Source organism: Actinomyces bouchesdurhonensis (genome assembly GCF_900128465.1).
Classification (GTDB): domain Bacteria; phylum Actinomycetota; class Actinomycetes; order Actinomycetales; family Actinomycetaceae; genus Pauljensenia; species Pauljensenia bouchesdurhonensis.
On sequence record NZ_LT635868.1, the window covers coordinates 485,804 to 511,628 of the forward strand.

21 protein-coding genes and 1 tRNA gene are annotated in these 25,825 nt (G+C 61.7%); 2 read left to right on the plus strand and 20 right to left on the minus strand.

From position 1 onward, the window contains the following. Positions 1–88 precede the first annotated feature (88 nt). The gene (gene rpsA, locus BQ7477_RS07090) at positions 89–1,525 is read right to left on the minus strand and encodes a 30S ribosomal protein S1 (protein WP_073983347.1); all 1,437 of its coding nucleotides are present in this window, start codon (positions 1,523–1,525) and stop codon (positions 89–91) included. Positions 1,526–1,694: 169 nt separating this feature from the next. Further along, positions 1,695–4,424 carry a DNA polymerase I gene (polA, locus tag BQ7477_RS07095; RefSeq protein ID WP_200783486.1) on the minus strand — a complete coding sequence of 910 codons (2,730 nt, stop codon included), beginning with the start codon at positions 4,422–4,424 and terminating at the stop codon, positions 1,695–1,697. Between polA and BQ7477_RS07100 the strand changes: the two genes are divergently transcribed. Then, positions 4,423–4,899 (plus strand): PaaI family thioesterase, encoded by a 477-nt coding sequence (locus BQ7477_RS07100; protein WP_073983349.1) that lies wholly within the window; start codon positions 4,423–4,425, stop codon positions 4,897–4,899. The two genes, polA and BQ7477_RS07100, sit on opposite strands and share 2 nt — an antisense overlap. Before the next feature lie 81 nt (positions 4,900–4,980). Here the strand turns inward: BQ7477_RS07100 and BQ7477_RS07105 are convergent, their stop codons facing one another. Next, entirely contained in the window at positions 4,981–5,571 is a 591-nt protein-coding gene (locus tag BQ7477_RS07105) for an ANTAR domain-containing response regulator (RefSeq protein ID WP_073983350.1), read from the minus strand. A 64-nt stretch (positions 5,572–5,635) separates the two neighbouring features. Between BQ7477_RS07105 and BQ7477_RS07110 the strand changes: the two genes are divergently transcribed. After that, positions 5,636–5,712: transfer RNA gene (locus tag BQ7477_RS07110), tRNA-Leu, on the plus strand. 131 nt (positions 5,713–5,843) lie between these two features. On the opposite strand, the gene BQ7477_RS07115 is transcribed toward BQ7477_RS07110, so the two are convergent. The 17 genes from BQ7477_RS07115 to BQ7477_RS07195 all read right to left on the minus strand — a co-directional run. After that, the gene (locus tag BQ7477_RS07115; RefSeq protein ID WP_073983351.1) at positions 5,844–6,059 is read right to left on the minus strand and encodes a hypothetical protein; all 216 of its coding nucleotides are present in this window, start codon (positions 6,057–6,059) and stop codon (positions 5,844–5,846) included. A 249-nt stretch (positions 6,060–6,308) separates the two neighbouring features. After that, the gene (pyk, locus tag BQ7477_RS07120; RefSeq protein WP_073983352.1) at positions 6,309–7,748 is read right to left on the minus strand and encodes a pyruvate kinase; all 1,440 of its coding nucleotides are present in this window, start codon (positions 7,746–7,748) and stop codon (positions 6,309–6,311) included. Between the two features lie 123 nt (positions 7,749–7,871). Further along, a complete protein-coding gene (gene lgt, locus BQ7477_RS07125; RefSeq protein WP_073983353.1) occupies positions 7,872–8,846 on the minus strand; it encodes a prolipoprotein diacylglyceryl transferase in 975 nt (324 codons plus the stop codon). After that, positions 8,843–9,652 (minus strand): tryptophan synthase subunit alpha, encoded by an 810-nt coding sequence (gene trpA, locus BQ7477_RS07130; RefSeq protein ID WP_073983354.1) that lies wholly within the window; start codon positions 9,650–9,652, stop codon positions 8,843–8,845. Before trpA ends, lgt begins: the two co-directional genes overlap by 4 nt. Position 9,653: 1 nt before the next feature. Beyond that, positions 9,654–10,949 carry a tryptophan synthase subunit beta gene (gene trpB, locus BQ7477_RS07135; RefSeq protein WP_073983355.1) on the minus strand — a complete coding sequence of 432 codons (1,296 nt, stop codon included), beginning with the start codon at positions 10,947–10,949 and terminating at the stop codon, positions 9,654–9,656. After that, complete coding sequence (gene trpC, locus BQ7477_RS07140; protein ID WP_073983356.1) at positions 10,946–11,797, minus strand: indole-3-glycerol phosphate synthase TrpC; 852 nt, start codon at positions 11,795–11,797, stop codon at positions 10,946–10,948. Before trpC ends, trpB begins: the two co-directional genes overlap by 4 nt. Before the next feature lie 88 nt (positions 11,798–11,885). After that, a complete protein-coding gene (locus BQ7477_RS07145) occupies positions 11,886–13,451 on the minus strand; it encodes a chorismate-binding protein (RefSeq protein WP_073983357.1) in 1,566 nt (521 codons plus the stop codon). Positions 13,452–13,519: 68 nt separating this feature from the next. Then, entirely contained in the window at positions 13,520–14,212 is a 693-nt protein-coding gene (locus BQ7477_RS07150) for a prepilin peptidase (RefSeq protein ID WP_073983358.1), read from the minus strand. Then, entirely contained in the window at positions 14,209–15,081 is an 873-nt protein-coding gene (locus tag BQ7477_RS07155; protein ID WP_073983565.1) for a shikimate dehydrogenase, read from the minus strand. Before BQ7477_RS07155 ends, BQ7477_RS07150 begins: the two co-directional genes overlap by 4 nt. Continuing rightward, positions 15,078–16,562 carry an endolytic transglycosylase MltG gene (gene mltG, locus BQ7477_RS07160; RefSeq protein ID WP_200783487.1) on the minus strand — a complete coding sequence of 495 codons (1,485 nt, stop codon included), beginning with the start codon at positions 16,560–16,562 and terminating at the stop codon, positions 15,078–15,080. Before mltG ends, BQ7477_RS07155 begins: the two co-directional genes overlap by 4 nt. After that, a complete protein-coding gene (gene ruvX, locus BQ7477_RS07165) occupies positions 16,562–17,047 on the minus strand; it encodes a Holliday junction resolvase RuvX (RefSeq protein ID WP_084795708.1) in 486 nt (161 codons plus the stop codon). Before ruvX ends, mltG begins: the two co-directional genes overlap by 1 nt. Beyond that, positions 17,044–19,752 (minus strand): alanine--tRNA ligase, encoded by a 2,709-nt coding sequence (gene alaS, locus BQ7477_RS07170; RefSeq protein ID WP_073983360.1) that lies wholly within the window; start codon positions 19,750–19,752, stop codon positions 17,044–17,046. The genes ruvX and alaS overlap by 4 nt, the downstream gene beginning before the upstream one ends. Before the next feature lie 118 nt (positions 19,753–19,870). Then, complete coding sequence (rpsD, locus tag BQ7477_RS07175; RefSeq protein ID WP_073983361.1) at positions 19,871–20,494, minus strand: 30S ribosomal protein S4; 624 nt, start codon at positions 20,492–20,494, stop codon at positions 19,871–19,873. Between the two features lie 124 nt (positions 20,495–20,618). Further along, entirely contained in the window at positions 20,619–21,962 is a 1,344-nt protein-coding gene (locus BQ7477_RS07180; protein WP_073983362.1) for a replication-associated recombination protein A, read from the minus strand. Positions 21,963–21,972: 10 nt separating this feature from the next. Continuing rightward, a complete protein-coding gene (locus BQ7477_RS07185; protein WP_200783488.1) occupies positions 21,973–23,361 on the minus strand; it encodes a type IV secretion protein Rhs in 1,389 nt (462 codons plus the stop codon). A 217-nt stretch (positions 23,362–23,578) separates the two neighbouring features. Next, positions 23,579–24,649: a hypothetical protein gene (locus BQ7477_RS07190; RefSeq protein ID WP_073983364.1), complete on the minus strand. Its 1,071-nt coding sequence runs from the start codon at positions 24,647–24,649 to the stop codon at positions 23,579–23,581. Between the two features lie 557 nt (positions 24,650–25,206). Next, positions 25,207–25,825, minus strand: a 619-nt coding sequence (locus tag BQ7477_RS07195; RefSeq protein WP_129582532.1) for an alpha/beta hydrolase, incomplete at its 5' end; no start/stop codon positions are given.

Sequence of the window (25,825 nt, forward strand, 5' to 3'; positions counted from 1 at the left end):
GTGGTGGCCCCCAGGAAAACCTGGGGACCACCACTCATGCGTTCACTGACGTGAACTGACGATTCGAAGCTCAGTCACAACGACCGATTCAGTTGTTCGTCAGCTTCTCACGCAGCGCGGCCAGGGCCTCGTCGGACGCAAGGGTGCCCTCGTTGTCGACCGGGGTCGAGTAGGAGGCCTGCTCCTCGATGGAGGGAGCCGCTTCGGCGTCCTCTTCGAGGGCCTTGCGGACCTGAGCCTTGTGGGCCTCCCAGCGGGCCTGAGCCTCGGCGTACTGAGCTTCCCACGCCTCGCGCTGAGCGTCGAAGCCTTCCATCCACTCCTGAGTCTCCGGATCGAAGCCCTCAGGGTACTTGTAGTTGCCGTCCTCGTCGTACTCGGCGGCCATGCCATAGAGCGAAGGATCGAACTCTTCAGAGTTCGGGTCGACGCCCTCGTTGGCCTGCTTGAGGGACAGGGAGATGCGGCGACGCTCCAGGTCAATGTCGATGACCTTGACGAAGACCTCTTCGCCGACCTTGACGACCTGGTCCGGCAGCTCGACGTGGCGCTGAGCCAGCTCGGAGATGTGGACGAGGCCCTCGATGCCGTCCTCGACGCGCACGAACGCGCCGAAGGGGACCAGCTTGGTGACCTTGCCGGGCACAACCTGGCCGATGGCGTGGGTGCGGGCGAAGGCCTGCCACGGATCTTCCTGGGTAGCCTTGAGGGACAGGGAGACGCGCTCGCGATCCATGTCGACGTCGAGAACCTCGACGGTGACTTCCTGGCCAACCTCGACGACCTCGGACGGGTGGTCGATGTGCTTCCAGGACAGCTCGGAGACGTGAACCAGGCCGTCGACACCACCAAGATCGACGAAGGCGCCGAAGTTGACGATGGAGGAGACGACGCCGGAGCGCACCTGACCCTTCTGGAGGGTGTGCAGGAAGTTCGTGCGGACCTCGGACTGGGTCTGCTCGAGCCACGCGCGGCGAGACAGGACCACGTTGTTGCGGTTCTTGTCGAGTTCGATGATCTTCGCTTCGATCTCGCGACCGATGTAGGGGGCGAGGTCGCGGACACGACGCATCTCGACGAGAGAGGCGGGCAGGAAGCCGCGCAGACCGATGTCGAGGATCAGGCCGCCCTTGACGACCTCGATGACGGTGCCGGTGACGACGCCGTCCTCTTCCTTGACCTTTTCGATCTTGCCCCACGCACGCTCGTACTGAGCGCGCTTCTTCGACAGGAGGAGGCGGCCTTCCTTGTCTTCCTTCTGGAGGACGAGCGCCTCGATCTGGTCGCCCACGGCAACGACGTCGTCGGGGTTGACGTCATGCTTGATGGACAGCTCACGAGAGAGGATGACACCCTCGGTCTTGTAGCCGATGTCAAGGAGGACCTCGTCGTGGTCGACCTTGACGACAGTGCCCTCGACGATGTCACCATCGTTGAAGTACTTGATGGTCTCGTCGATGGCTGCGATCAGGTCTGCTTCCGAACCAATGTCGTTGATAGCGACCTGCGGCGTATTCGTGGTCATGTAGTAGTTTCTCCGAAACGGACTGGATAGTAGATGGACAGTTCCAGCGCCTGCGGACGAATGCGGATGCACCTGTCCCCAGGCACCGCGGTCCAGTTTAGCAGCCTTGGACGCGCAAATGTGACGAATGTAGCGCCACTTTACGTGGCGTGCGTCGCCAAGTCGGCGCCTAATGGGCGGCGAGCTGCCACGACGCGCCGATGCCGACGGCGACGTCCAGGGGGACGGACAGCGTGACAGGCGATGCCATCTTGGCCCGGACGAGCTCTTCGACGGCCTTCTCCTCGCCGGGGGCGACCTCGAGGAGGAGTTCGTCGTGGATCTGCACGAGGAGGCGCGAGGCCAATCCGGCCTCGCACAGCGCGGAGGCGACGTCCAGCATGGCGATTTTGACGATGTCGGCGGCGCTGCCCTGAATGGGCGCGTTGAGCGCGGCGCGTTCGGCCATTTCTCGGCGCTGGCGGTTCGTCGAGCGCAGGTCGGGCAGGTAGCGGCGGCGTCCGAACATGGTCTGCGTGTAGCCGTCGGCGCGGGCCTGGGTGACGAGGCCCTCGAGGTAGTCTCGGACTTTGCCGAAGCGCTCGAAGTAGCGTTCTCGCAGGGCTGCCGCCTCGGGGACGGGGATGCCGAGCTGGGCTGCCAGCCCGTAGGAGGACAGGCCGTAGGCGAGGCCGTAGGAGGTGGCTTTGATGCGCGAGCGCTCCTCGCCGGTGACGTCGGCGACGGGCGTGCCGAAGACCATGGATGCCATGGTGCGGTGCAGGTCCTCGCCGGAGTTGAAGGCCTCGATGAGCGCCTCATCTCCGGACAGGTGGGCCATGAGGCGCATTTCGATCTGCGAATAGTCGGCACTCATGAGAGATTCGAAGCCCTCGCCGGCGACGAAGGCGCCGCGGATACGCATACCGTCTGCACTTCGCGCAGGAATATTCTGCAGGTTCGGGTCGGAGGAGGCCAGGCGTCCGGTGGCAGCGGCAACCTGGGAGAAGGTCGAGTGGATGCGGGAATCGGATGCGATGGTGGCGGACAGCGAATCCACCATCTGCTTGAGCTTGATGCGATCGCGGTGGGTGAGGAGGAATCCGAGGAAGTCGTGCCCCGCTCCCCCGCGTTCCTCAGTTTTGGCCCACAGGTCCGCCAGCGCGTCGGCGTTCGTCGTGTAGCCAGTCTTCGTTTTCTTCGTCTTAGGCAGGCCAAAGTGGTCGAAGAGAATCTCCTGAAGCTGCTTAGGGCTGGAGAGGTTGACTTCGCGTCCGGCGGCCATCCAGGCTCCTTCACGCGCGGCATCGACGGCCTTGCCGAGTTCAGTTGACAGACCGTCAAGAATGTCCGTGTCCGCGGCGATACCGATAGTCTCCATCTCTTCCAGCAGAATCGACAGGGGCATCTCCATGTCGACGAGGAGTGACATCTCCCCTCTCTCATTGAGGATTGCGCGCAGCTTGTGGGCCAGTGGGTGGAGCGCGGCGGCCAGGCGGCCCGCGCGGACCTGCGCGGCACTGGGACCGGCGCCGATCTCATCCATGTCGAAGAGGGCGTCAGCTGCGCGCGTCTCTTCCTCAAGAACGAGACCAAGTACGCGCGAGACAACGTCCTCAAGCTTGTGTGAACGCTGATCGGGGTGGGCAAGGTAGGCCGCAAGCATCGTGTCGAAGCCGACCTCACCGAGCGTCCAGCCGCGCGCCGCCAGGGCGTGTCTCGTTCCCTTCGCGTCGTGAACGATCAGGGACGAGGCCTGGGCAAGAACGTCGGCCACAGCCCGCTCCTGCGCTGGGCTGAGTTCGGCGGGGTCAACAACGAGCGCGTCATTGGTACCAGCGAGGACGAGGCGCGAGACGTCGCCGCGGGTCGGTCGTACATCGCCTTCGATAAGGAGAGCGAGGGGCGCTCGCGCTGAGGTCCAAGCAGTGATGTCACACGAGGCGTCGGCGAGATGAACCTCAATCTGCGCCTCAGACGCGGAGGATTCCACGGCCTCGACAATGGGCCTGTCCCTCATGCCGATGCCCGATACCTCACGGACCTTTGCGCGCAGGTGAGCGAATTCGAGGGAGTCGAAGAGCCGGTCAACAGCAGCCAGGTTCGTCGGGCGCCGGGCCAGATCAGCGGGACCGACTTCTAAGTCCATGTCGGTCAAGAGTCGGTTGAGGCGACGATTACGTATGACGTCGTCCATGTGCTCGCGCAGGGCCGCCCCTCGCTTACCACCGATCTCGTCGGCGCGCGCTAGGAGATTGTCCAGCCCGTCGTACTTGTTGATCCATTGGGCGGCTGTCTTAGGCCCCACTCCGGGCACGCCCGGCAGGTTATCCGACGTCTCCCCGACAATCGCCGCAATCTCCGGGTAGCGCTGTGGAGGCACCCCGTACTTCGCTTCGACTGCCGCAGGCGTCATTCGGCGCAGGTCGCCAGGAGTCGCGCCCGGGTACAGCACGGTGACGTTATCCGTCACCGTCTGGAATGAATCGCGGTCACCAGAGACAACAAGGACGGTCGCGCCTTCATGGCCCGCCCGGTAAGCCAGAGTCGCTAGGATGTCGTCCGCCTCGAAGCCTTCGCGCGAGAGCGACACAATGCCCATCGCATCCAAAACTTCCCGTATCAGCTCCACCTGTCCCTTGAATTCCTCGGGAGTCGCATCACGTGTCCCCTTGTACTCTGGGTATTCTTCGGTTCTAAATGAGTGCCGCGACACGTCAAAGGCCACCGCCACATGCGTCGGTCGCTCCGTCTGAAGTAGGCGAGTGAGCATTGACACGAAGCCGTACACCGCGTTCGTATGTTGCCCAGTCGCAGTTACGAAGTTATCCGCGGGGAGCGCATAGAACGCGCGAAACGCCATCGAATGGCCGTCAATAATCAGCACAGTGTCACTCACACATGACACCCTAGATGCCATGACACACGATCACCAGACGAAACACACCATAGCGTCCACACCTGATCCCCTCGCCCGGGGCGGTTGGGTGGGTGCCCACTGGCCAGGGACACTCATGGAAGTCACCGGCATGGAAGTGCTCGAACACACGGCTGCGCGCACGGTGATCTCGATGCCCATTGACGGCAACCGTCAGAGCGCCGGAATCCTCCACGGTGGAGCATCGGCTGCCCTCGCTGAAACCGCAGCCTCCTTCGCAGCTCAGATTCACGCGCGCGAGACAAACCCCGGCAAGCAAGCCTACGCGGTCGGCACCGAGCTCAACGCCTCTCACATCGCCGCCGGGCGCAGCGGAATCGTCACTGCGACAGCGACGGCGGTGCACCTGGGTCGTTCTTCGACCGTACACACCGTGGAGATCCGCGATGAGGCCAACCACCTCGTTTCGGTGGCACGCGTCACCAATCGCATCCTGGTGCGTTCCGCGCACGCCTGACACCTCGGTGGGGACTGATCTTGGGACAGTGAAGGCGGGGAGATCCTATGACTCTCCCCGCCTTCACACTCATGTGTTCGATCAGTCGTCGACCTGGTTGATGACAGCGTCAGCGACCTCTCGCATAGAGAGGCGACGATCCATTGATGTCTTCTGAATCCAGCGGAACGCCTCCGGCTCACTCATACCCATGTTCTTCATGAGCAGTCCCTTCGCTCGATCCACGCGCTTGCGGGTCTCGAAGCGATCAGTCAGATCGGCGATCTGATCCTCAAGGGACTCAATCTCAGCGTGACGCGACAGGGCGATCTCAACAGCGGGAATCAGGTCGGAGGGACTAAAAGGCTTAACGACATAGGCCATCGCACCGGCGTCCCGCGCGCGCTCAACGAGTTCGGTCTGCGAGAACGCGGTCAGCATCACCACCGCACAGGAAAGTTCCTGCAAAATCTTCTCGGCTGCTGTGATGCCATCCATCTTCGGCATCTTGACATCCATCACACAAAGATCAGGCTCGAGCTCCAGGGCCAGCTCGACAGCCTCTTCGCCATCGGCAGCTTCGCCGACGACTTCAAACCCCGCCTGGGTTAGAGTCTCAACGATGTCGAGACGAATCAGCCCTTCGTCCTCAGCGACGAGAACGCGACGTGGTTCAGCCTGCTGTTCAGTCATTGTCATATTCCTCAGTTTGATCGGTGTGCTCAGCTGCTCTATCCTGGGTTTCGCACAAGCGAAAGCCCCGATAGCCCAACTGGCAGAGGCGGTCGGCTCAAACCCGGCTTGTTGTGGGTTCGAATCCCACTCGGGGTACCACCATTGGAGTACGTCACTAATGGTACCGGCAAACAGGTACCGACGCGACGCTGTGACCATTATTGATACGAGTATGTTTCGCGTACGAACGGGGGCCGACAAGCAACGCTTGTCGGCCCCCACCGTATCTCTCAGGCGACGACGCTCAGCTCCAGTCCGAGGTACTCAGCTGCCGCCCCCCTACGGGTCGGCTCGTCGAGATCGGCGATCGCCTGCTTGACTCTCGTATCATGGAAGTCAGCAAACCACGGCTCAACGGCTCGCGAGAGCTGCGCGACCTCCAAGTTGTTGGCCACGCGGCCAAACAGAGTGTCGTGGACCGACACGGTCCGGATATTCGTATTCATTTCTTCCTCCTTCTTCAATTGTGGGCGCGCGGAAACGTGCTTTGATCGCACTGGCATTCCGCTGAGCGCCCGCAGCGAGCTGCTGCTCTAGCCGCACCGTCGTTGGTGCACCCACACACGTCTTAACGCGTATCCGAGTACTCTATTCCACCGATTTAGTTCTGTCCACATGAATGTACAGAAGGTCCAACAAACGACAGTGGTGGGGTGCCGACCGAGTCGGCACCCCACCACGAGCGCGTCTCACACTTAGCGAGTCCCACCAATTGCGTAATCGGCCTCGTCTCCAACTTCGTGAATACGCAGCATGTTAGAGGAACCGGGGATGCCGGGCGGCATGCCGGCGACGATGACGAGCTGTTCGCCAATCTCAGCCAACCGGGCGGACTGCACAACTTGGTCGAGTTGCCACACCATATCGTCCGTATGCCGAACCTCGGGAACACGGTACGTCTGGATGCCCCACGACAAGGCCAGGCGACGACGCGTCGATTCGAGCGGCGTGAAGGCCAGCATTGGGATCGGTCGACGCATACGCGACAACAAGCGAGCCGAGGTGCCTGACTGGGTGAAAGTCACCAAGTAACGGGCATCCATATGTTCGGCGATACGAGCGGCGGCCTCACAGATGACCCCTGCGCGATCAGCGAAGAAACCGGGAATCGAAGCGATGCGTTCACCGCCATTCTCCTCGGTGGACTCGATAATAGCGGCCATTGTTCGCACTGTTTCGATAGGGAACGCCCCTACAGAGGTTTCACCCGAAAGCATGACTGCGTCGGCACCGTCAAGAATCGCGTTGGCGCAGTCGGAGGCCTCAGCGCGGGTCGGTCGCGGATTCTTGATCATGGAGTCCATGACCTGGGTGGCCACGATGACGGGCTTTGCAGCAATGCGCGCCAACTCAATTGCGCGTTTTTGGACCAGCGGCACTGCCTCAAGAGGCATTTCAACACCCAGATCACCGCGGGCGACCATGATGCCGTCGAAAGCCTCCACGATCTCTTCGAGGGCCTCAACAGCCTGCGGCTTCTCGATCTTAGCGATGACCGGAATGCGTTTGCCCATCTCGTCCATGATTGCATGAACGTCCTCGATGTCTTTGGCGGAACGCACGAAGGACAGGGCGATGAAGTCGGCATCCTGCTCTATACCCCATCGCAGGTCTTCCTTGTCTTTCTCAGACAGGGCAGGCACAGAGACAGCGACGCCAGGCAAATTCAGGCCCTTATGGTCGGAGACCATGCCAGGGACCTCAACTCGAGTCACGACGTCGGTCTCAGTGACCTCAAGAACACGGACAGCGACGTTACCGTCGTCAATGAGCAGGCGGTCGCCGGGAGCACAGTCACCGGGCAGTCCCTTGAAGGTAGTACCAACGAGTTCCTTCGTTCCAGGAACGTCGCGGGTCGTGATCGTGAAGGTGTCACCGATCTTCAGCTCCTGTGGGCCGTCCTGGAAGGTCTCCAGCCGGATCTTCGGACCCTGAAGGTCGACGAGAATCGCGACCGCGCGGCCCGATGTCGCAGATGCCTTTCGAACGCGCGAAATGACGGCCTCATGTTCCTCAGCCTTTCCATGCGACCGGTTGATACGCGCGACATCCATGCCGGCGTCCACCAGCGCCTGGAGCTGCTCAGGAGATTCTGTGGCAGGTCCAATAGTGCAGACAATCTTAGCTCGACGCATGAGGCTAAGTTTACCGCCCAGTCACCCACTGACCCCTCAGGAACTCGACACGCGCGACGTGATCATTCCCATGAAATAGGGGCTGACAGGACTATTGACATAGTGCGAATGCGATGGAATCGCTTATGGGCATTCCCTCTCTGCCTCCGAGTCAGCCTCGCAACGATTTTCGACGCCAGCACCGTCACGCATTGAAGCCTCTTCAGGAAGCTGCGTGTCTTCCGATTCCTCGATGTCACTCGTCGTCGCTCCGGCGTCCTCCGCCGGTTGACCGACGCACACAACCTCGCGGGGTCTACCCAGACGACCAGCGACCAAGTAGAGTGCCAGTCCAACGGCAAAGACCACCAGAGAAGTCCACACGTTCAAACGCAGACCAAGCACCGTGTGCGCGTCGTCAATACGCATCATCTCGATCCAGCTGCGACCAGCGGTGTAGATCATTAGGTACATCCCAAAGAGCTGCCCGGCAGCAAAGCGTCGCCGCCTCTCAAGCCAGACGATGAGCGCGGCGCCGACCAGATTCCACAGGCTCTCGTATAAGAATGTAGGATGAAAAAGCGTTCCCGCGGCGTAGCCGATGGGCATGTGCGCCGCGTCGATTTGGAGTCCCCACGGCACGGTCGTCGGCCCGCCGAAAAGCTCCTGGTTGAACCAGTTTCCCCACCGACCGATCGCCTGGGCGACAAGCAGCGCTGGTGCCAGCGAATCGGCGATCGGACCGAAAGCAACGCGTGCCCGCCTAACCGCGATGAACGCACCGAGAGCGCCAAAGGCGACCCCTCCCCAAATACCGAGGCCACCACGCCAAATTTGCAACGCAAGAACGGGATCGCCTCCGGGTCCAAAATAGGCCTCGGGGGACGTCACGACATGATAGAGGCGCGCGCCGACGACACCGAACGGGATCGCCCACAACGCGACATCGTAGATCGTGTCGGCGTTGCCTCCGCGCGCCACGTAGCGACGCGCAGTCCACCACACGCCGATGACCATGCCAACGGCGATAATAATGCCGTAGGCACGCAACGGAACTGACCCGAGGTACCACACGCTCTGGGATGGAGAGGGGATACCCGCGGCAACGGATACACTCACGCGCGGACCCCACTCACACCAGCTTTGAGTTCGCTGGCCAGCGCACTCAACGCCTTCAAGCCGCGCTCGAGGTCCTCATCGAAGAGTGTCCTCACAAGCGCGGACCCAACAATAACTCCGTCCGCGTACGCGCCGATTTCACGTGCCTGCGCGCCCGTGGAGACACCGAGGCCCACGCACACTCGCTGAGCACCCGCTGCCCGCGTGCGCGCCACGACATCCTTGACATGCTCACCCACTGTTGCGCGAGCGCCCGTGACACCCATCGAGGACGCCGCGTACACCCAGCCCCGAGAATGCTCGGCGATCAGCTTCAGTCGGCGTTGCGGTGACGAAGGCGCAGTCAGGTAGATACGCTCAAGGTCATATTTGTCCGAGGCCGCCTCCCACTCGGCGCCCTCTTCGGGCGGCAGATCGGGCGTAATGAGGCCCGAACCACCCACTGCTGCGAAGTCCTTGGCGAAACGTTCAACTCCCCACCACTCAACAGGGTTCCAGTAGGTCATCGAGGTCGTCGAAACACCGTACGAGGTCAGTTCATCCACCGCGTGAAAGAGATCCTCCAGGTGCGTGCCATGCTCGAGGGCCGCGACGCTCGCGCGCTGAATGGTGGGACCGTCCATGCCGGGATCCGAATAGGGAAAGCCCAGCTCAATGGCGTCGACGCCAGCGTCCGCGAGGACCTTGCCAGCACGAATTGAGTCGCCGACGGACGGGAACCCGACAGGCAGGTAGGCAATCAATGCGGCATCGCCACGCTCCAGTGCCGCATCGATGGCGACAGCGCTATGGGGTGCTCGCGTCATCTCACTTCTCCTCTTTCTCATCCAAGACGGCCACGCCGGACGGGCCAGCACTGGGGTCAATCACCTGCAGCTTCGCATGTCCGTATCCGAACCAGCGCGATGCGGTATCCACATCCTTGTCGCCACGCCCTGACACGGTCACGATGGCAATGGGTTCACCTCCCTGCTCGAAGGACCCCTCAGCCTTGACCTTCATGCGGGCCCACGCACGCACTCCTGCGAGCGCGTGAGAGGACTCGATGGCCGGGATGATGCCCTCCGTGCGCGACAAGTGTAGGAAAGCATCCATGGCCTCGGCGTCGGAAATGGGCATGTAGGAGGCTCGGCCGCTCCGGGCAAGCCAGGCGTGCTCGGGGCCAACACCCGGGTAGTCGAGGCCCGCGGAAATCGAGTGCGAGGCCTTCGTCTGACCATCGCGTTCCTGCAGGACGAAGGTGCGTGCTCCGTGGAGTACTCCGACCTGGTCAGCCGTGATAGATGCGGCGTGGCGCCCGGTCTCAAAACCGTCGCCAGCGGCCTCACAGCCGAGCAGCTCGACACTCGGATCGTCGATGAAGGCCGTGAAAGAACCGATCGCGTTCGAGCCTCCGCCCACGCAGGCGACAACGACATCGGGCAAACGCCCCTCGGTTGCAAGCAGCTGGGCGCGTGCTTCGTCACCGATGACACGCTGCAGGTCACGCACGAGTTCGGGGAAGGGATGCGGCCCGGCAGCCGTCCCAAAGATGTAGTTCGTCGTCTCCACGTTGGTCACCCAATCACGGAAGGCCTCATTGATGGCGTCTTTAAGCGTCGCTGACCCAGCCGTCACGGCAATGACCTCAGCACCCAGCATCTGCATGCGTGCGACATTGAGTGCCTGTCGCTCAGTGTCCTCGCGACCCATGTAAATCGTGCAATCCAAGCCAAGGAGTGCGGCTGCCGTCGCGGTGGCCACGCCGTGCTGGCCCGCACCCGTCTCAGCAATGACACGAGTCTTACCCAGTTCCTTCGTCAGGAGAGCCTGGCCCAGCACGTTGTTAATCTTGTGCGAACCCGTGTGGTTGAGATCCTCACGCTTCAGGAACACGCGAACGCCACCCAGGTCAGCAGCAAAGCGCGGAGCCTCGGTGAGCAGAGACGGACGCCCCGCATAATTGACGAACAAGTCACGCAAGCGAACCTGGAAAGATCTATCACGCCACAGGCGCTTCCATGCGGCCTCTACCTCTTCGAGCGGCCCCATCAACGATTCAGCAACGAAGCGCCCGCCAAAATCACCGAAGTACGGTCCAGGGGTAAAGTTCTCAGCGCTCATCGCAGTCCTTCCTGACGCGCAGCGGCAACGCGCGCTTTCCGATCGGTGCGCAGCGCGGGGTGTTGCCCCGCACTCACCATGTCCTGAATGCTCGCACGGGGATCGCCCGACGTAACGAGCGCCTCACCAACGAGCACGGCGTCCGCGCCCCACTTGGCATACTCGAACACATCGTGCGCTGTAGCCACGCCCGACTCCGCGACTGCCACAACATCCTGTGGGATCACGTCAATGACCTGCTCAACGGTGGAGCGATCGACCTCAAGGGTTTTCAAATTACGAGCGTTCACGCCGATAATGGATGCGCCCGCTTCGAGCGCTCGTAGTGCCTCCAGACGCGAATGGGTCTCAACCAGCGCTTCCATTCCCAGCGAACGCGTGCGCTCCAGCAACGAGACAAGAACGCTTTGCTCCAGCGCAGCCACGATCAGTAGCACGAGGTCCGCTCCGTGCGCACGCGCCTCGTGGATCTGATAGGGAGTCACGATAAAGTCCTTGCGCAGCACGGGAATCTCAACCGCCGCACGCACCGCATCCAGGTCGGCCAGTGAACCCTTAAAACGGCGCTGCTCGGTGAGCACAGATACCACGGAAGCTCCCCCGGCCTCGTATACCGAGGCCAGAGCAGCCGGATCCGGTATCTGCGCGAGCGCGCCCTTGGACGGGGAGGAACGCTTGACTTCCGAGATAATCTTGACCGCGCCATCACGATTGCGTAGCGCACCGAGTGTATCCTTCGCCTCTGGCGCAGCAGCAGCCATTTCCTTGACACGGCTCAGAGGAACGCGTTCCTCGCGTTCTGTCAGGTCTTCGAGGACCCCCGCAATTATGTCATCGAGAACGCTCACGACGCTCCCCTTTCACCGGAAAACAGTTGGACTCCATCAAGGCTAGCGAATAATACGGACACCCGGGCGGCGCATCCGACCGCGCGTCTCACGACAGTGCAGACAGCGTCGAAGCGCGCACAACCGCCTCAACGGCGGCTGCCGCCTTGTTGCGCGACTCCTCATACTCGAGGGCGGGTACCGACTCTGCGACCACGCCTGCGCCTGCTTGAACGGAGGCGACACCGTCCTTGAGCGAGGCCGTGCGGATGGCAATCGCCAGGTCAGCGTCCCCCGACAGATCGAAGTAACCAACAACGCCACCATAGAGGCCACGCGCAGCCGGCTCGAAGTCGTCGATCAGTTGAATTGCACGAGGCTTGGGCGCGCCCGAGAGGGTGCCCGCAGGGAAGGTCGCCACCAAGGCATCGAGTGCATCCGCATCCGCACGCAGCAGGCCGGTCACCGTCGAGGAAATGTGCTGAATATGGGAGAAACGCTTAAGCTCCATGAGGGTTGCGACCTCAACAGTGGCCGGATCGCACACCTTCGACAGGTCATTGCGCGCCAAGTCAACGAGCATAACATGCTCCGAGAGCTCCTTGGGATCCTCGAGAAGCTCAGCGGCAAGACGGTGATCCTCCGCTGAGTTCACACCGCGCGGGCGCGAACCTGCGATCGGGTACGTCCACACGCGGCGACCCTGCGCCTTGACGAGCGTCTCCGGGGAAGAACCAACGACCTCGACGTGACCGCCTCGATCGTCGGGCAGGTCAAGGTAGTACATGTAGGGTGAGGGATTGACCGTGCGCAGGACGCGGTAAACGTCGACACCGCTGGCGTTCGTGGAGACGTCGAGGCGCTGAGAAAGCACGATCTGGAAGGCATCCCCATCCGTAATCGCGCGCTTGGCTGCGTTGACAGAAGCCTCAAAGTCTGCACGTACCGTACGCTGACGAATGACCGGGGGTTTCTGGCCTCCTACACCTAGGACAGCTGGAGCGATGGGCGAGGCCAGCTGGGTCGTCATGGCATCAAGGCGCTCAACCGCACAGTCGTAAGCATCATCCACACCTTCATCCGAACCGTTGAGGTTCCACGCGATCGCCATCAGGTACACCGACCCTGTCGCATGATCGATTGCCGCAACCTCAGTTGCTAGGACAAGCATTGCATCGGCAACGTCGGATTCCTTCGGCGCAGTCGCCCCCAGAGTCGGCTCCCATTCAGAAATGATGCCCCATCCGAGCGAACCGACAAGTGCACCCGTCATGGGAGGAAGCCCCTCGATCGGAGGGGCGGCAAGCTGCTCCAGCGCAGAGTGCACGACCTCCAGGAACGATCCCTCTCGTAGCGCCCCCTGCGGGTGCGCACCCACCCACCGGGCATGACCATCGCGGGCAACGATAGCCCCGGCGCTGGATGCGCCAACGAACGACCATCGTCCCCAGGAGCCGCCGTGCTCGGCAGACTCGAGGATAAAACTGCCGTAGTCGCCATGAGCGAGCTGACGGTAAACACCGACCGCGCTGAGTTCGTCAGCAAGAACTCGGCGCACAACAGGGATCACACGCCTGGACGCGGCTAGGGAGGCAAAGACGTCGCGAGGCGGCCACGTCTGGCCCCATTCGAGGCTGACAGACTCGGACTGATGCGAAGGCGTCGAAATACTCACCGTGTCATTGTCCCATCCCGGGCTTGCTCCGTCCCGGCGGGTCCACGATAAGGCCACGTGAGACTGGCCTACAGCCAGTCGGGCACCACGCCCCAGGCAATTGTTCCGACCAGCGCAGAACCGATCATCCACGGCCCCATTGCGACACGTGATTTCGTGCCCGCAGAGCCGACGACGATGTTCCACAGGGCCGCCACACCCGCAGATACGAAAGAGAGCGCCAAGGCAAAAACGGCAGCGTGAAGGCCGACGGAACCGACCATCGCCCCAAGGACAGGAGCGAGTTTGACATCACCACCACCCATTCCGCCCGGAAGACGATTCAAGATCGCGACCGGAATAAACCAAATGAGCGCACCGACAGCGAAGCCTAAGAGCCTATCGAGCCACATCGGAGAGATGAGGCATCCGACTACTGCTCCGATGACTACGCCAAGCCCCATAGCGACCGTATACATGTTGGGTAGACGGTGCGTTCGCGCATCCACATAACCACTCAATGCACCAATCATGGCGACCGTCATGACCGACGGCATACCCGGACGCATCTGTGCGCCCACGAAGAAAACAGCTCCGACGATGCCCGCCACCCACACGATGGCGTTACGCGAGAGCGGCTTTTGACTCACCTCGATGAAATATCGGCGCTGGACTCGCCAGCCGGAGTGCCACAGCCACCACAGGATGATGATCCAGGTGAGGAATCCCGACACAAGAGAAAGGTCGGCACTGATGCGAGGGGAAAGCCACTCGACGATCACGGTCGTCCCTCTCCCCTGTCCGCGTATGCTCGACGCGTTAATTCGTCTTCCAGGGCGGCGCGCATAACTTCCGGGTCGGGACTGTGCCCTGTCATCAACTGAACCTGTGCGGCCCCCTGGTAGATCAGCATATCCGTCCCTTCAGCAACGACAGCTCCGGCACGCTCATAGGCGGCCCGAAGTGCCGTCTCACGAGGGGCGTAGACAACGTCGAGCAGAATCTGCCCCTGGCGGGGGCTGAGCACCTCAGCAAGCGAATCTGCGACACCTGCGGGCAGAGTTGAGATCAGGACGTCGCGCGAAGCAGCCGCGGCGGCGACCGCCTCTGTGTCCGACCACATGACCTGATCGATCGTCACGCCGAGCCGCGAGGCGGCAGCAATGACGGAACCCGGGCCACCGAATCGTCGAGCTGCCACGGTGGTGTTGGTAATACCGAGTTCTCCCAGAGCGGCCAATGCAGACGAGGCTGTCGCGCGGGCGCCGAGCACGAGTGCACTCGACGGCTTTGGGACTCCCGCGTCGTCGCATGCCCTGCGGATCGCTGAGGCGATGCCGGAGACGTCCGTGTTGAATCCAGCGAGCATCCCGGCCGAGGGCACAACCGTGTTCACGGCTCCAACCGCAACCGCTAGCGGGTCGATTGCGTCAAGCAGCGGCATCACTGCCTGCTTGCAGGGCATGGTGACGGACAGACCACGGAATGAGTCGTCAAGCCTGTCAATGAAGCTTGGCAGGGCTTCCTCGGTGACGTCGCACCGCCGATATTCCCATCCGGCGATCCCGAGTTGCCTCCACGCCGCCCGATGAATCACCGGGGAGAGTGAGTGCGCGATCGGTGAGCCGATGACGCCTGCCCACGTTGTCATGACTGCGGGCTGCACTGGTCGGCGTGTGTCTTGCAGTATTCGACCAGTTTCTCTTTGTTTTTCTCGTGATCAGTTGAATTGGATGCAAAGAGTGTCTCGCCGGTCGTGAGGTCGACGGTCACAAAGTAGAGCGAGTCGCCCTCTGCGGGATTCAAGACGGCTTTAATGGCCTCAAGACTGGGCTGGTTGATCGGAGTGGGCGGCAGACCCGCATGCAGGCGAGTGTTGTAGGGGTTGTCAGCGTCCAGGTCGGCCTGGGTGGGCAGACCGCCTTCCTTCCCAACACCGTACAGCGTCGTGGAATCCATGCCGAGAACTCCCTTCGTCTCTCCCTCGGTGTCGGCCAGTCGATTGTCGATGACGCGGGCGACCTGTGGCATGTACTTCTTATTGCTGCCCATTTCACCTTCGACGATCGACGCCTTGGTTAGCACGGTCTCGCGGTCCGCGGCGGGTACGCCGAGCTTGTCGAGTTCATCGACCGTTGCCTTGACCATGCGGGCGATGACGGTCGTTGGCGTGTCGTCCTCACCCACCTCGTACTCGCCGAAGTGTAGCCATCCTTCGGCACTGCCGTTGGCCTCGGCGGGCAGACCGATGCCGACGGTGTCAGCGAAGGCTGCGTCAACGTCATTCGCTGAAACATCCATGACCTCAATGATGCGTTTCTTGATCACAGAGAGTCGTTCACCCGATAGCACGGTGACTGTTGAATCGACGCGGTTCATGGGATCAAGGAGGACAGCGAGGGCATCGGCAGCGCTCATCTGGAGCTTGAATCGATAGGTACCGGGGTTGATCTGGCGGGCTGCACTGTTTTTCTCGTACTGGCGCACGAAAGCACCCACGGACTTGACGACCCCAGCCTCGTGGAGAGCCTGACCAATGTCGCGTCCCGTCGAATTATCCGCGATAGTAACTTCAACGTTTACTGTTCCGGGACCCGGATAGTCGTCGGAGGCCGTCACTGAGGAGTTGAGCTGTGAATATGCCACGTATCCAGCTCCGCCGACGAGACCAAGGACGAGGAGAATCACAAAGAAAGAACGGATACGGCGGCGACGCTTACGTTTGCGGGCCGCACGCCTCTCGCTGGCGATTCTGCGCGAGCGCATTCCAGTCGTTTCGGTGGGGGCTTCGGCGCGCTTCCAGGCCGGTCGCGCATCGTCGTGGCCGACGCCATCTGGTTGCGTCGATACAACCGCTGGTTGGCTACGCGTCGACCTGCGGGTAGGGAAGCCTCGTACCGGCGTGGGGGTGGGGTCGGACGAGGCCGGAGCTGGCTTCACGGTACCGCGCACCGGTGTGGGGGTGGGGTCGGACGAGGCCGGAGCTGGCTTCACGGTACCGCGCACCGGTGTGGGGGTCGGATCCGATGGAGTGGCGACCTGTTCCTCGTTGGGAGCGTCGGAATAGACCTTGGGCTGGCCAGAGTGAATCTCACGGCGTGAGCGGAAAGGATACTTGGGGGGCGTCGTCATTACTTCGCTCCTTCACTGGTCTCGGGGATGATCTCCTCCCCCGGCTCCCGAGCGCTCATACGCTCCAGTTCCAGGGCCTGTTCAAGGATGATCTGCGCCGCAACCTGGTCGATAACGCTGCGGTGTTCGTTTTCCGGGATGCCGGATGCTCGCAGGCGCGCGTGCGCCTGGTTGGAGGTCAGACGCTCGTCGACCATAGCAACACGGACGTGGGGGACGAGCGTCTTCAGGCGGCGCGCGTATTTACGCGCGCCCTTGGCAGAAATTCCTTCCCCACCGCGCAAATGCCTGGGCAAGCCGACGATGACTTCAATGGCATCGTACTCGCGGACGATGCCAGCGAGAGCGGATAGGTCTGACTGATCTGGGGCACGCGTGAGGGTGACAACCGGCATCGTCAAAATGCCGTCGGGGTCGCACCGACTGACGCCGACACGAACAGTGCCGACGTCCACGCCGATGCGTACTCCCCGACGCATACTCACAGGGACTCGATTTCCTTGCGGACAGCGTCAAGCGCCGCCTGAATGCCCTCGGGTTTAGAGCCACCGCCCTGAGCGATGTCATCGCGGCCTCCACCGCCACCACCCATGTACTTGCCGACGGCGCGCACGAGCGCGCCCGCTTTCACGCGAGCCTCACGAGCAGCTTCGTTCGTAGCGATGACAAGGGAAGGCTTGCCACCCACGACACCCGCCAGAGCCACGACGACGCCACGCTCGTTGCCCATACGCTCGCGCACGTCCAGAGCGAGCGTGCGCAGCGCATCAGCTGAGGGCATCTCGCCGACGCACGACGCGACAAGGCGGAACTCACCCACACGCTCAGAGGCAGCGGCCAGCTCAGCTCCGCGGCGCAGTGCCTGCTCAGTGCGGACCTTGTCCAGCTCTTTCTCGGATTCACGCAACTTAACCAGGAGAGATTCGATCCGATCCGGCAGTTCGTCTGCTCGGCCACCGATGAGCTGGGACAGCTGGGAAACCAGCGCATGTTCCTTCGCCTGGAACTCGTAGGCACCGGAGCCAACAAGGGCCTCGATGCGGCGCACGCCGGAGGCCACGGAACCCTCGCCGAGAACCGTCACTCGACCGATGTGGCCCGTACTGGGAACATGCGTGCCACCGCACAGCTCACGATCGAAGCCATCGCCGATCGTCACGACGCGCACCTCAGACCCGTATTTCTCGCCGAAGAGGGCGATCGCGCCCATCTCCTTCGCCTTGTCGATGCTCATGACCTCGGTCCTCACAGGCAGATCCTCAGCGAGCTTCTCATTAACGAGGGACTCAATGTCGCTGAGCTGAGAGGAGGCTAGCGCGCTGGAGTGACGGAAATCGAAGCGCAGACGCGATGGCGAGTTCTCCGACCCCGCCTGATCAGCGTGCTCGGAGACGACCGAGCGCAATCCCGCGTACACCATGTGCGTCGCAGTGTGTGCGCGTGCGATGGCAAGGCGACGCTCACCGTCAATCTCGGCATACGCCTTCTCGCCTACCATCACGCCACCCTCAGTCAGTGTGCCACGGTGGACACTCAGGCCTCGGATCGGGGCCTGCACGTCGTTGACCTCCACGACACCGCCGCCCGCCAAGCGGATGGTGCCATGGTCGGCCAGCTGGCCTCCCATCTCTGCGTAGAAGGGGGTACGGTCAAGGATCACCTCGACCTCGGCGGGGGCGGTAGCAGCAGGGGCCTCCACGCCATCAACGAGGAGCGCCTCGACCGTTGCCTCAGATGCCTGCTCGGTGTAACCAAGGAACGTCGAACCCCCTCCCATCGCCTTTTCAATGTCGTGGAAAATGCGCACATCCGTGTGTCCGGTCTTCTTTGAGCGGGCATCAGCGCGGGCGCGTTCTTTCTGCTCCTCCATGAGAGAGCGGAAGCCCTCCTCGTCGACGCTCACACCCTGCTCAGCTGCCATCTCGAGGGTCAGGTCGATCGGAAAGCCGTAGGTATCGTGCAGCGAAAAGGCCGATGCACCCGAAATCATAGGCGTACCCTTGGTTTCCTTCGCCGATGCCACGGCGGCATCCAGGATTGTCGTGCCAGCGCTCAGCGTACGACGGAACGCCTCTTCCTCCGCGTAAGCGACCTCAGAAATCGTCTTCCAATTCGTCTCAAGCTCCGGGTAGGACGCCTTCATCGCGTCCTTCGACACCGTCAGCAGCGTCGGCATGGTCGCCTCGTCAACCCCCAGCAAACGCATCGAACGAACCGCGCGGCGAATCAGGCGGCGCAGCACGTAGCCTCGACCGTCGTTGCCTGGACGCACGCCGTCGCCGATCAGCATGAGGGAGGAGCGCACGTGGTCGGCGACCACACGCATTCGCACATCATTGTCGTAGGCCTCGCCAGCTTCGGGACCCGCAGCGCCCAGACCATAGCGCTTGCCGCTCATCTGCATTGCGGCTTCAATGACGGGGAACACCTCGTCAATCTCATACATGTTCGGCTTGTCCTGCATGACGAAAGCAAGGCGCTCAAGCCCAGCACCCGTATCGATCGCCTTCTGATCGAGTTCTCCGAGCAGCGGATAGTCTTTACCGGTGCCCTCGCCGCGCATGAACTGGTCAAACACCAAGTTCCAAACCTCTAGGTAACGGTCACCGCCGGGATCCACAGCGCCACCCACGGCCTCGGGACCGTAGGCTGGGCCACGATCATAGTGCCACTCAGCGCAGGGACCCGCAGGACCAGGCTGACCCGTGTCCCAGAAGTTCTCCACGCGTGGCAGGCGCACAATGTGCTTCGGATCCATACCAACCTGTTTGGTCAGGACACTCAAAGCTTCCTCATCCTGATCCCAGATCGTCACCCAGAAACGATCACCATCAAGACCATACTTGCCTTCGTCTCGCGAACCCGTCAGCAGATCCCACGCGAAATTAATAGCACCTTCCTTGAAGTAATCGCCGAAGGAGAAGTTGCCGTTCATCTGGAAGAACGTGCCGTGGCGGGTCGTCTTACCCACGTTGTCGATGTCGTTCGTCCGAATACACTTTTGCACCGATGTGGCACGAGGCCACGGAGCAGGTTCAACTCCCATGATGTAGGGAATGAACGGAACCATGCCCGCGATCGTAAAAAGAATTGACGGCTCCGGAGACACCAAGGAAACGGAAGGACACACCTCATGGCCCTGCTTCTCGAAATAGTCGAGCCAACGTGTGCGGATTTCAGACGTACGCATAGTGCCTCATGTTAGTCGGTCCCCACCCGTTAGGGCACATCGGCACGCACGAGCGGACTGTGGGATGAAGATAACCGTGCCCCCGAGCTTTCGCTCGGGGGCACGGTTTTAACAGATGTCAACGCGAGTAGTGCTCGACGACCATCTGAACGTCGACGGTCACGGGAACCTCTGCACGCTTGGGACGACGCACCAGGGTCGCCTTCAGGCGAGCAAGATCAACATCCAGGTACTCGGGGACGGCAGGCAGTACGTCGCGGTGAATACCCTCAGCGGCAATCTCAAAGGGAACCGTAGTCTGCGACTTGGGCTTAACCTGCAGGGTCTGACCGGGCTTGACACGGAACGAGGGACGGTCGACGATCTTACCGTCAACGAGAATGTGACGGTGAACGACGAACTGGCGGGCCTGCTGGATGGTGCGCGCAAAGCCAGCGCGCAGGACAAGGGCATCCAGACGCATCTCAAGCAGCTCAACCAAATTCTCACCGGTCAGACCGGCGGTGCGGCGAGCCTCTTCGAAGGTGCGGCGCAGCTGCGACTCACGGATACCGTACTGGGCGCGCAGACGCTGCTTTTCCTTCAGACGAACAGCGTAGTCGGAATCCTGACGGCGGCGGGTACGACCGTGCTCACCGGGGCCATAGGGACGCTTCTCGAAGTAACGGACAGCCTTGGGCGTCAGGGCCAGGCCGAGGGCGCGGGACTCACGCACCTGCTTACGGGAACGATTCGTTGCCATGGTTCTTCTTCCTGTTTCTCATGTCATGTCGGGGTGGTTGCCCGACATGGGGCCAACTCCAGGACCAGTGATGGTCCGTCGGCTAAGACCCCAGGTGTCCGCTGGCGCGGACAACTGTTCTATCCTAGCGTCTCTTCAACAGATTGCGAATCACACCGAGCCGCTTCGTGAGTATTGCCTCATGCCCATTGTCCGTCGGCACGTAGTAACAGGCCCCCTCCAGGTCATCGGGAAGGTACTGCTGCGCCGCCACATGGTGAGGACAGTCATGAGCGTACAGGTATCCATCACCGTGGCCCAACGCCTTCGCACCCGCATAGTGCGCGTCGCGCAGATGTTCGGGGACACTTCCCCCGCGGCCTTTTCTCACATCTGCCAGCGCGCGGTCGATCGCCAGATAGGTGGCATTGGACTTCGGAGCAGTTGCCACAGCAACAACGGCTTGTGCAAGGAGCAAGCGCGCCTCAGGCATGCCGATCAGGGCAACCCCCTGAGCAACGGAAACACATGTGGACAACACCTCCGGAGATGCCATACCGACCTCCTCCGAGGCCGCGATCATGACACGCCGAGCAATGAAACGCGGATCCTCCCCCGCCTCGATCATTCGAGCAAGATAGTGCAAGGACGCATCCACATCCGAACCGCGCATCGACTTAATGAAAGCGCTTGCCACATCGTAATGCTGATCGCGCCCCCACCGCACGAGCGTTTGATTGGCTGCTGCCTCGACGGAGGCAACCGTGATCTCGCCGGAGCCATCATCACTGGCTACCCCCGCTGCAGCTTCCAGAAGCGTCAAAGACTTACGTGCATCACAGCCCGCCAGACGGACAAGCCCCTCTACTGCCTCCTCTGAGATCGAGAAACGACCGCCAAGCCCACGCTCGTCATCGATCGCGCGTCGAATTAACCCCTCAAGCGCGTCGGGTTCAAGCGGGCGAAGCGTCAGCAACAATGAACGGGATAGGAGCGGGGCAATGACCGAAAACGAGGGATTCTCGGTCGTCGCCGCAACCAAGACAACCCAACTGTTCTCGACGGCCGGCAGCAGCGAGTCCTGTTGCGATTTCGAAAAGCGATGGACCTCGTCGATGAACAGGATGGTTTCCTCTGCATTGCTCGTCAACGCGCGTCGTGCATCATCGACGACGCGGCGAACGTCACCCACACCCGACGATACGGCTGACAGCTCAACGAATCGACGACCGGACGCTCGCGCGATGAGATACGCGAGCGTCGTTTTGCCAGTACCAGGTGGACCCCACAGGATGACCGACGAGGGGGCCACCCCATCGCGCGATTCACCTGACAAGAGCCGACGTAGAGGCGCCCCTTCTCCAAGGAGATGAGATTGCCCGACGACCTCATCCAAACGCGTGGGACGCATACGAACGGCGAGGGGCGCGCCCGCGCAAAACGCGGGCACGCCCAACTCATCGAAAGAATCGGAATCAAACAGATCCATAACACCTAGACTACGTCAGGGTGACCCCATGTGAGGAGGACCCGATCTTCGGACCGGACAGAACCTGAAGAACGACGAGGCCCCCGAGGATCAGCATGCAGGCGCCAGCACCCAGCAGGTAACCATTGAGGCCCTCAGATTCGTCACCGGCATTCGAGGATGACAGAACCTCCGCGTGGAGCTTGACGGACCCGGATGCGTCAACCGAGCTTCCGGGAGCACCAGCACTGAGCGTCGAAGCAACCTTAAACTCTGCCCAGCCGACGAGCTCGTGTGAACGGTTGGCCACAACGACCTTGTAATCGCCCATTGGCAGGCCGTTGACATCCATCGTTACCCGGTTATCGTCTGCCACCTGCAGCCACCGAGCCTCACCTGTCTGCATGATGTTCGCGCTCACCCACTCGCCGACAGTGGCCTTGTCAGCAGGAACGTTGATGGTCAACTGGCCAGCTGTGAATGCGGCGCTCACACCACCCTTGTTGGCATCGGTGAGCTGCGATTCGTCCGTCACCGGGGACACAGGGGTATCCGATGGCTGAGGCGAGTGAGCGGCGGTAGATGCCGAGGGGCTAGCTGACGGACTCTCGGAGGGCGTCGGGGTAGGCCGAACGACAGGAAGAGCGGGATCGTCAGGCGTAGGTGCGGGTTCGGTCGAAGGCTGCGGATCGGGCTGTGGAGCAGGATCAGTGCTCGTTACGGGATCGGGCGAGGACTGCGGATCGGGCGATGCCTGCGGATCGGGCGAGGGCTGCGGATCGGGCGAGGGCTGCGGATCGGGCTGCGGGGCAGGGTCAGTGCCCGGCTCCGGCGCAGGATCGGGCGAAGGCTGCGGATCGGGCTGCGGGGCAGGGTCAGTGCTCGGCTCCGGCGCAGGATCGGTCGAGGGCTGCGGATCGGGCTGCGGAGCAGGATCTGTCGTCGGCTTATCTGCCGGATCGGGGGGATCAGTCCGGCCCTCGTTATTGGGGGCGAACACCTTGACAGAGTAGCTCCGCTTGGACACGAGCGTGCGTTCGTCCTTGTAGATCACAACAGTGACACTGTGTTGAGTGCCGGGCTGCCACGTCGTGCCCTGAACGTTGTTGGTGCCGTTCGGCACCGGGACGACCATAGTGCTGTTATTGAGCGCGGCGGCCATCCACAGACCGTGAGCATCGGCAGTCACGATCTCGCCATGACGTTCAAACGTTGGCTTCTCCTTAGGCGTGACACCTCCGTCATCCAGAACGACCGCCCAGTAGCCTGTCGTGCCGTAGTCGGCCTCAAATCGCGCAGCGTTTTCGAGGCTAATGCGGAAAGAGGTGTTGGGGATAGCGTAATGCTCGTCATTAGAATCAGCGCGCGCGGTAAAACCGGGGATCGCGAGCGCGACCGCCGCAAACAAGCATAGGGCCATGAGTATACTCATCGCCCGACTGCGGCCAGCAAACCCTCTCCCTCCAAGGGCTGAGGTTGCCCGTCCGTGCTGCATAGCGGTTCTCCTTCAAGGAAGTAATGCTCAGAAGATACTGTTTAAAGCCAGAGTAACAGGTGTGACGACTGATTGCTAAATCCCAACGCACACCACGCGGTCAATCACAATGTCGTTGGCGCCGGGGCAAAGCAAGACACAATTAATGCACTCCCCCGTGTGACCTGCGCACAATGCTGACCGTCGCAACGGCACCCAGGAGGGTGAGAAGCCCACCGCCCGCGAGTATCCATCCGTTGAGGCGCCCCTCCTCTTCACGGGCAGCTTCCTCGTTTGCCTGCTGCTCAGAGCGGGCCTTTGGGCCGATCTGCGAGGCAGAGACACTCTGCGGTTCCGTTGACGAGGTGGGGTCGGGGGTTGGGATGCCCGCTGTCGCAGGAGAACCCGGCCTAGACCCGATGGCAGGACCGGAGGGTGCGCTCGGCGCGGGGGAAGGAAGAGACGACGATGCCTGGGAATCGCTCATGTTGTCCGCCGACGCACCTTCGTTGGGAGCCTGAGGGGTACTCGCACCGGGGGCGGTCGCAGCGGACTCCCCCAGACCACTGGCGGGTGCGGTTAAGGGAAGGGCAGGTGTTTCATCGCCCCCGAGCTCATCAGTGCCGGGAGTTGTAGAGGTGTCATCGTCGCTATCGTCGAAGTTATCAGGCAGGGCAGGCTTGGCGTTGGCACCCCCGAGCGTGCAGGTCAGAACCGGTATGTCTTCCTCGGCGACCCTCACCACCGCTTCAACAGAGGTTTCATTAGCGCTATCACCAATCGCGATCTGATGAGTGGAACCCGCGCGCCAGCTCGCGGGAATCGCTATGTCCGTCACGAAGGAGCCGTCAGCACCCACCTCGGCGACAGCCCATGCGCTCTTGTTGCGCACGACGACTGACGGAACCCACGTCGGGAGTTCAGTATCGGCAGGACGTAGTTCCTTCCCGCCGTCGAGTGTCATGATCACAAAGGCACGGCCATCATCGGAGGTAGGAGTCCAGCCACTGCCTTCGAGGTGCAGGGCGTCACCCGCATGCAGGATAGATGAGACTCGCACGGTCGCTTCTCCCTCCGTGATCTCGAGGCACGAGGCCGCGGTATCCGGGACTCCGTCAATGCTGTATGCGGGGGTGGCGGTAATACAAATGCCCGCGATGATTGAAACAGAAGTGGTCAGTGCAAGAACGGACGTGCACAGCCTCTTGCTATGCGCGATTGACCGTTTCGTCATGCCTGCCGTCTTCCCTCTCGTCACGATTTTCTCGAATAAACCGCGCATTCCAGCACAGAGTAATCATGTCAGTGTCCGAGTAACTATCGGCCACACGACTCATCTTATTATTGTAGGCGCGAGACACAATTGCGAACAACAAGCAAATTCCTGGAAGTGTGCGAAAAAAACTGATTTCTCGCCAATTTTATTAAATTTGACCAGGAATTGTGACTTATATTATCGAGCAATCATGCTGTCTGATGACCTCCTGGTCAGCATTTGAGATTTCGAGAAACCCTTCTGCGACACTAACGGCACGGGACCACGAGCGGCGCATCCGTCTTATGATCATCGATGATCACATCGGAGACATCAAAACGCGCTTAATCAGCTCAGGGCCACATCGCGTCCGCGCCGATCGGGGACACCCAGGGCGAGAACGGTCACGGCGACGCCGACGATGGCGCGGATTCGCGTCCATAGGTGCTCGGGTGCCTCAATACAGTCGATCTATTCGGGAACAAAGGTGCGCCTAACCTACAGGTCGAATATGACATGACCTATCTCATCAATGCTCAGGATGTGAGCGGCCACCACCCGTCGAGCACACGCACGAGGCCTTCGCGCCACCAGGCCACGTCGTGGCCGCCGCGATAGAGATCCAGCTCTACAGCTGCCCCCAAGTTCCGCAGAAGTTCCGCGCACTCATCGACGACCGGGCGCATCGTCTGCTCCAGCGTTCCCACCTGCAGACGCAGCGTCACCCCGGCGCGTGGCCTCACCCATCCAGCGCGCAGGTCACCCATCAGCGTTCCCTCACCCACACCACGATGTTCCCCACCCCACCACAGGGACGGCGGCTGAGCAATGACCACATCGATGTCTATATCCGTTCGCAACGCAGCCTCGAGGACGGCGAGTCCACCGTACGACTGACCGGCGATTGTCACTGGACCCACCCCTACCTCGTCACAAATCGAGCGGATCAGCGCCTCAACGCGAGCCACATCAGTCAGCACTGCCTCGCGCTCCCTCGCAGCCCCCACATCAATCGTTATAACGCGCAGGCCGCGATAGCGCCGGGTCAACCACCCCACCCCGTTAGCTCTCCAGATCTGCCCATCGAACAACATGAGAGTACGCACCGGCGCACCCTCGCCGTCATGCACGACCACGACGCGCTGCCGCGGCGAC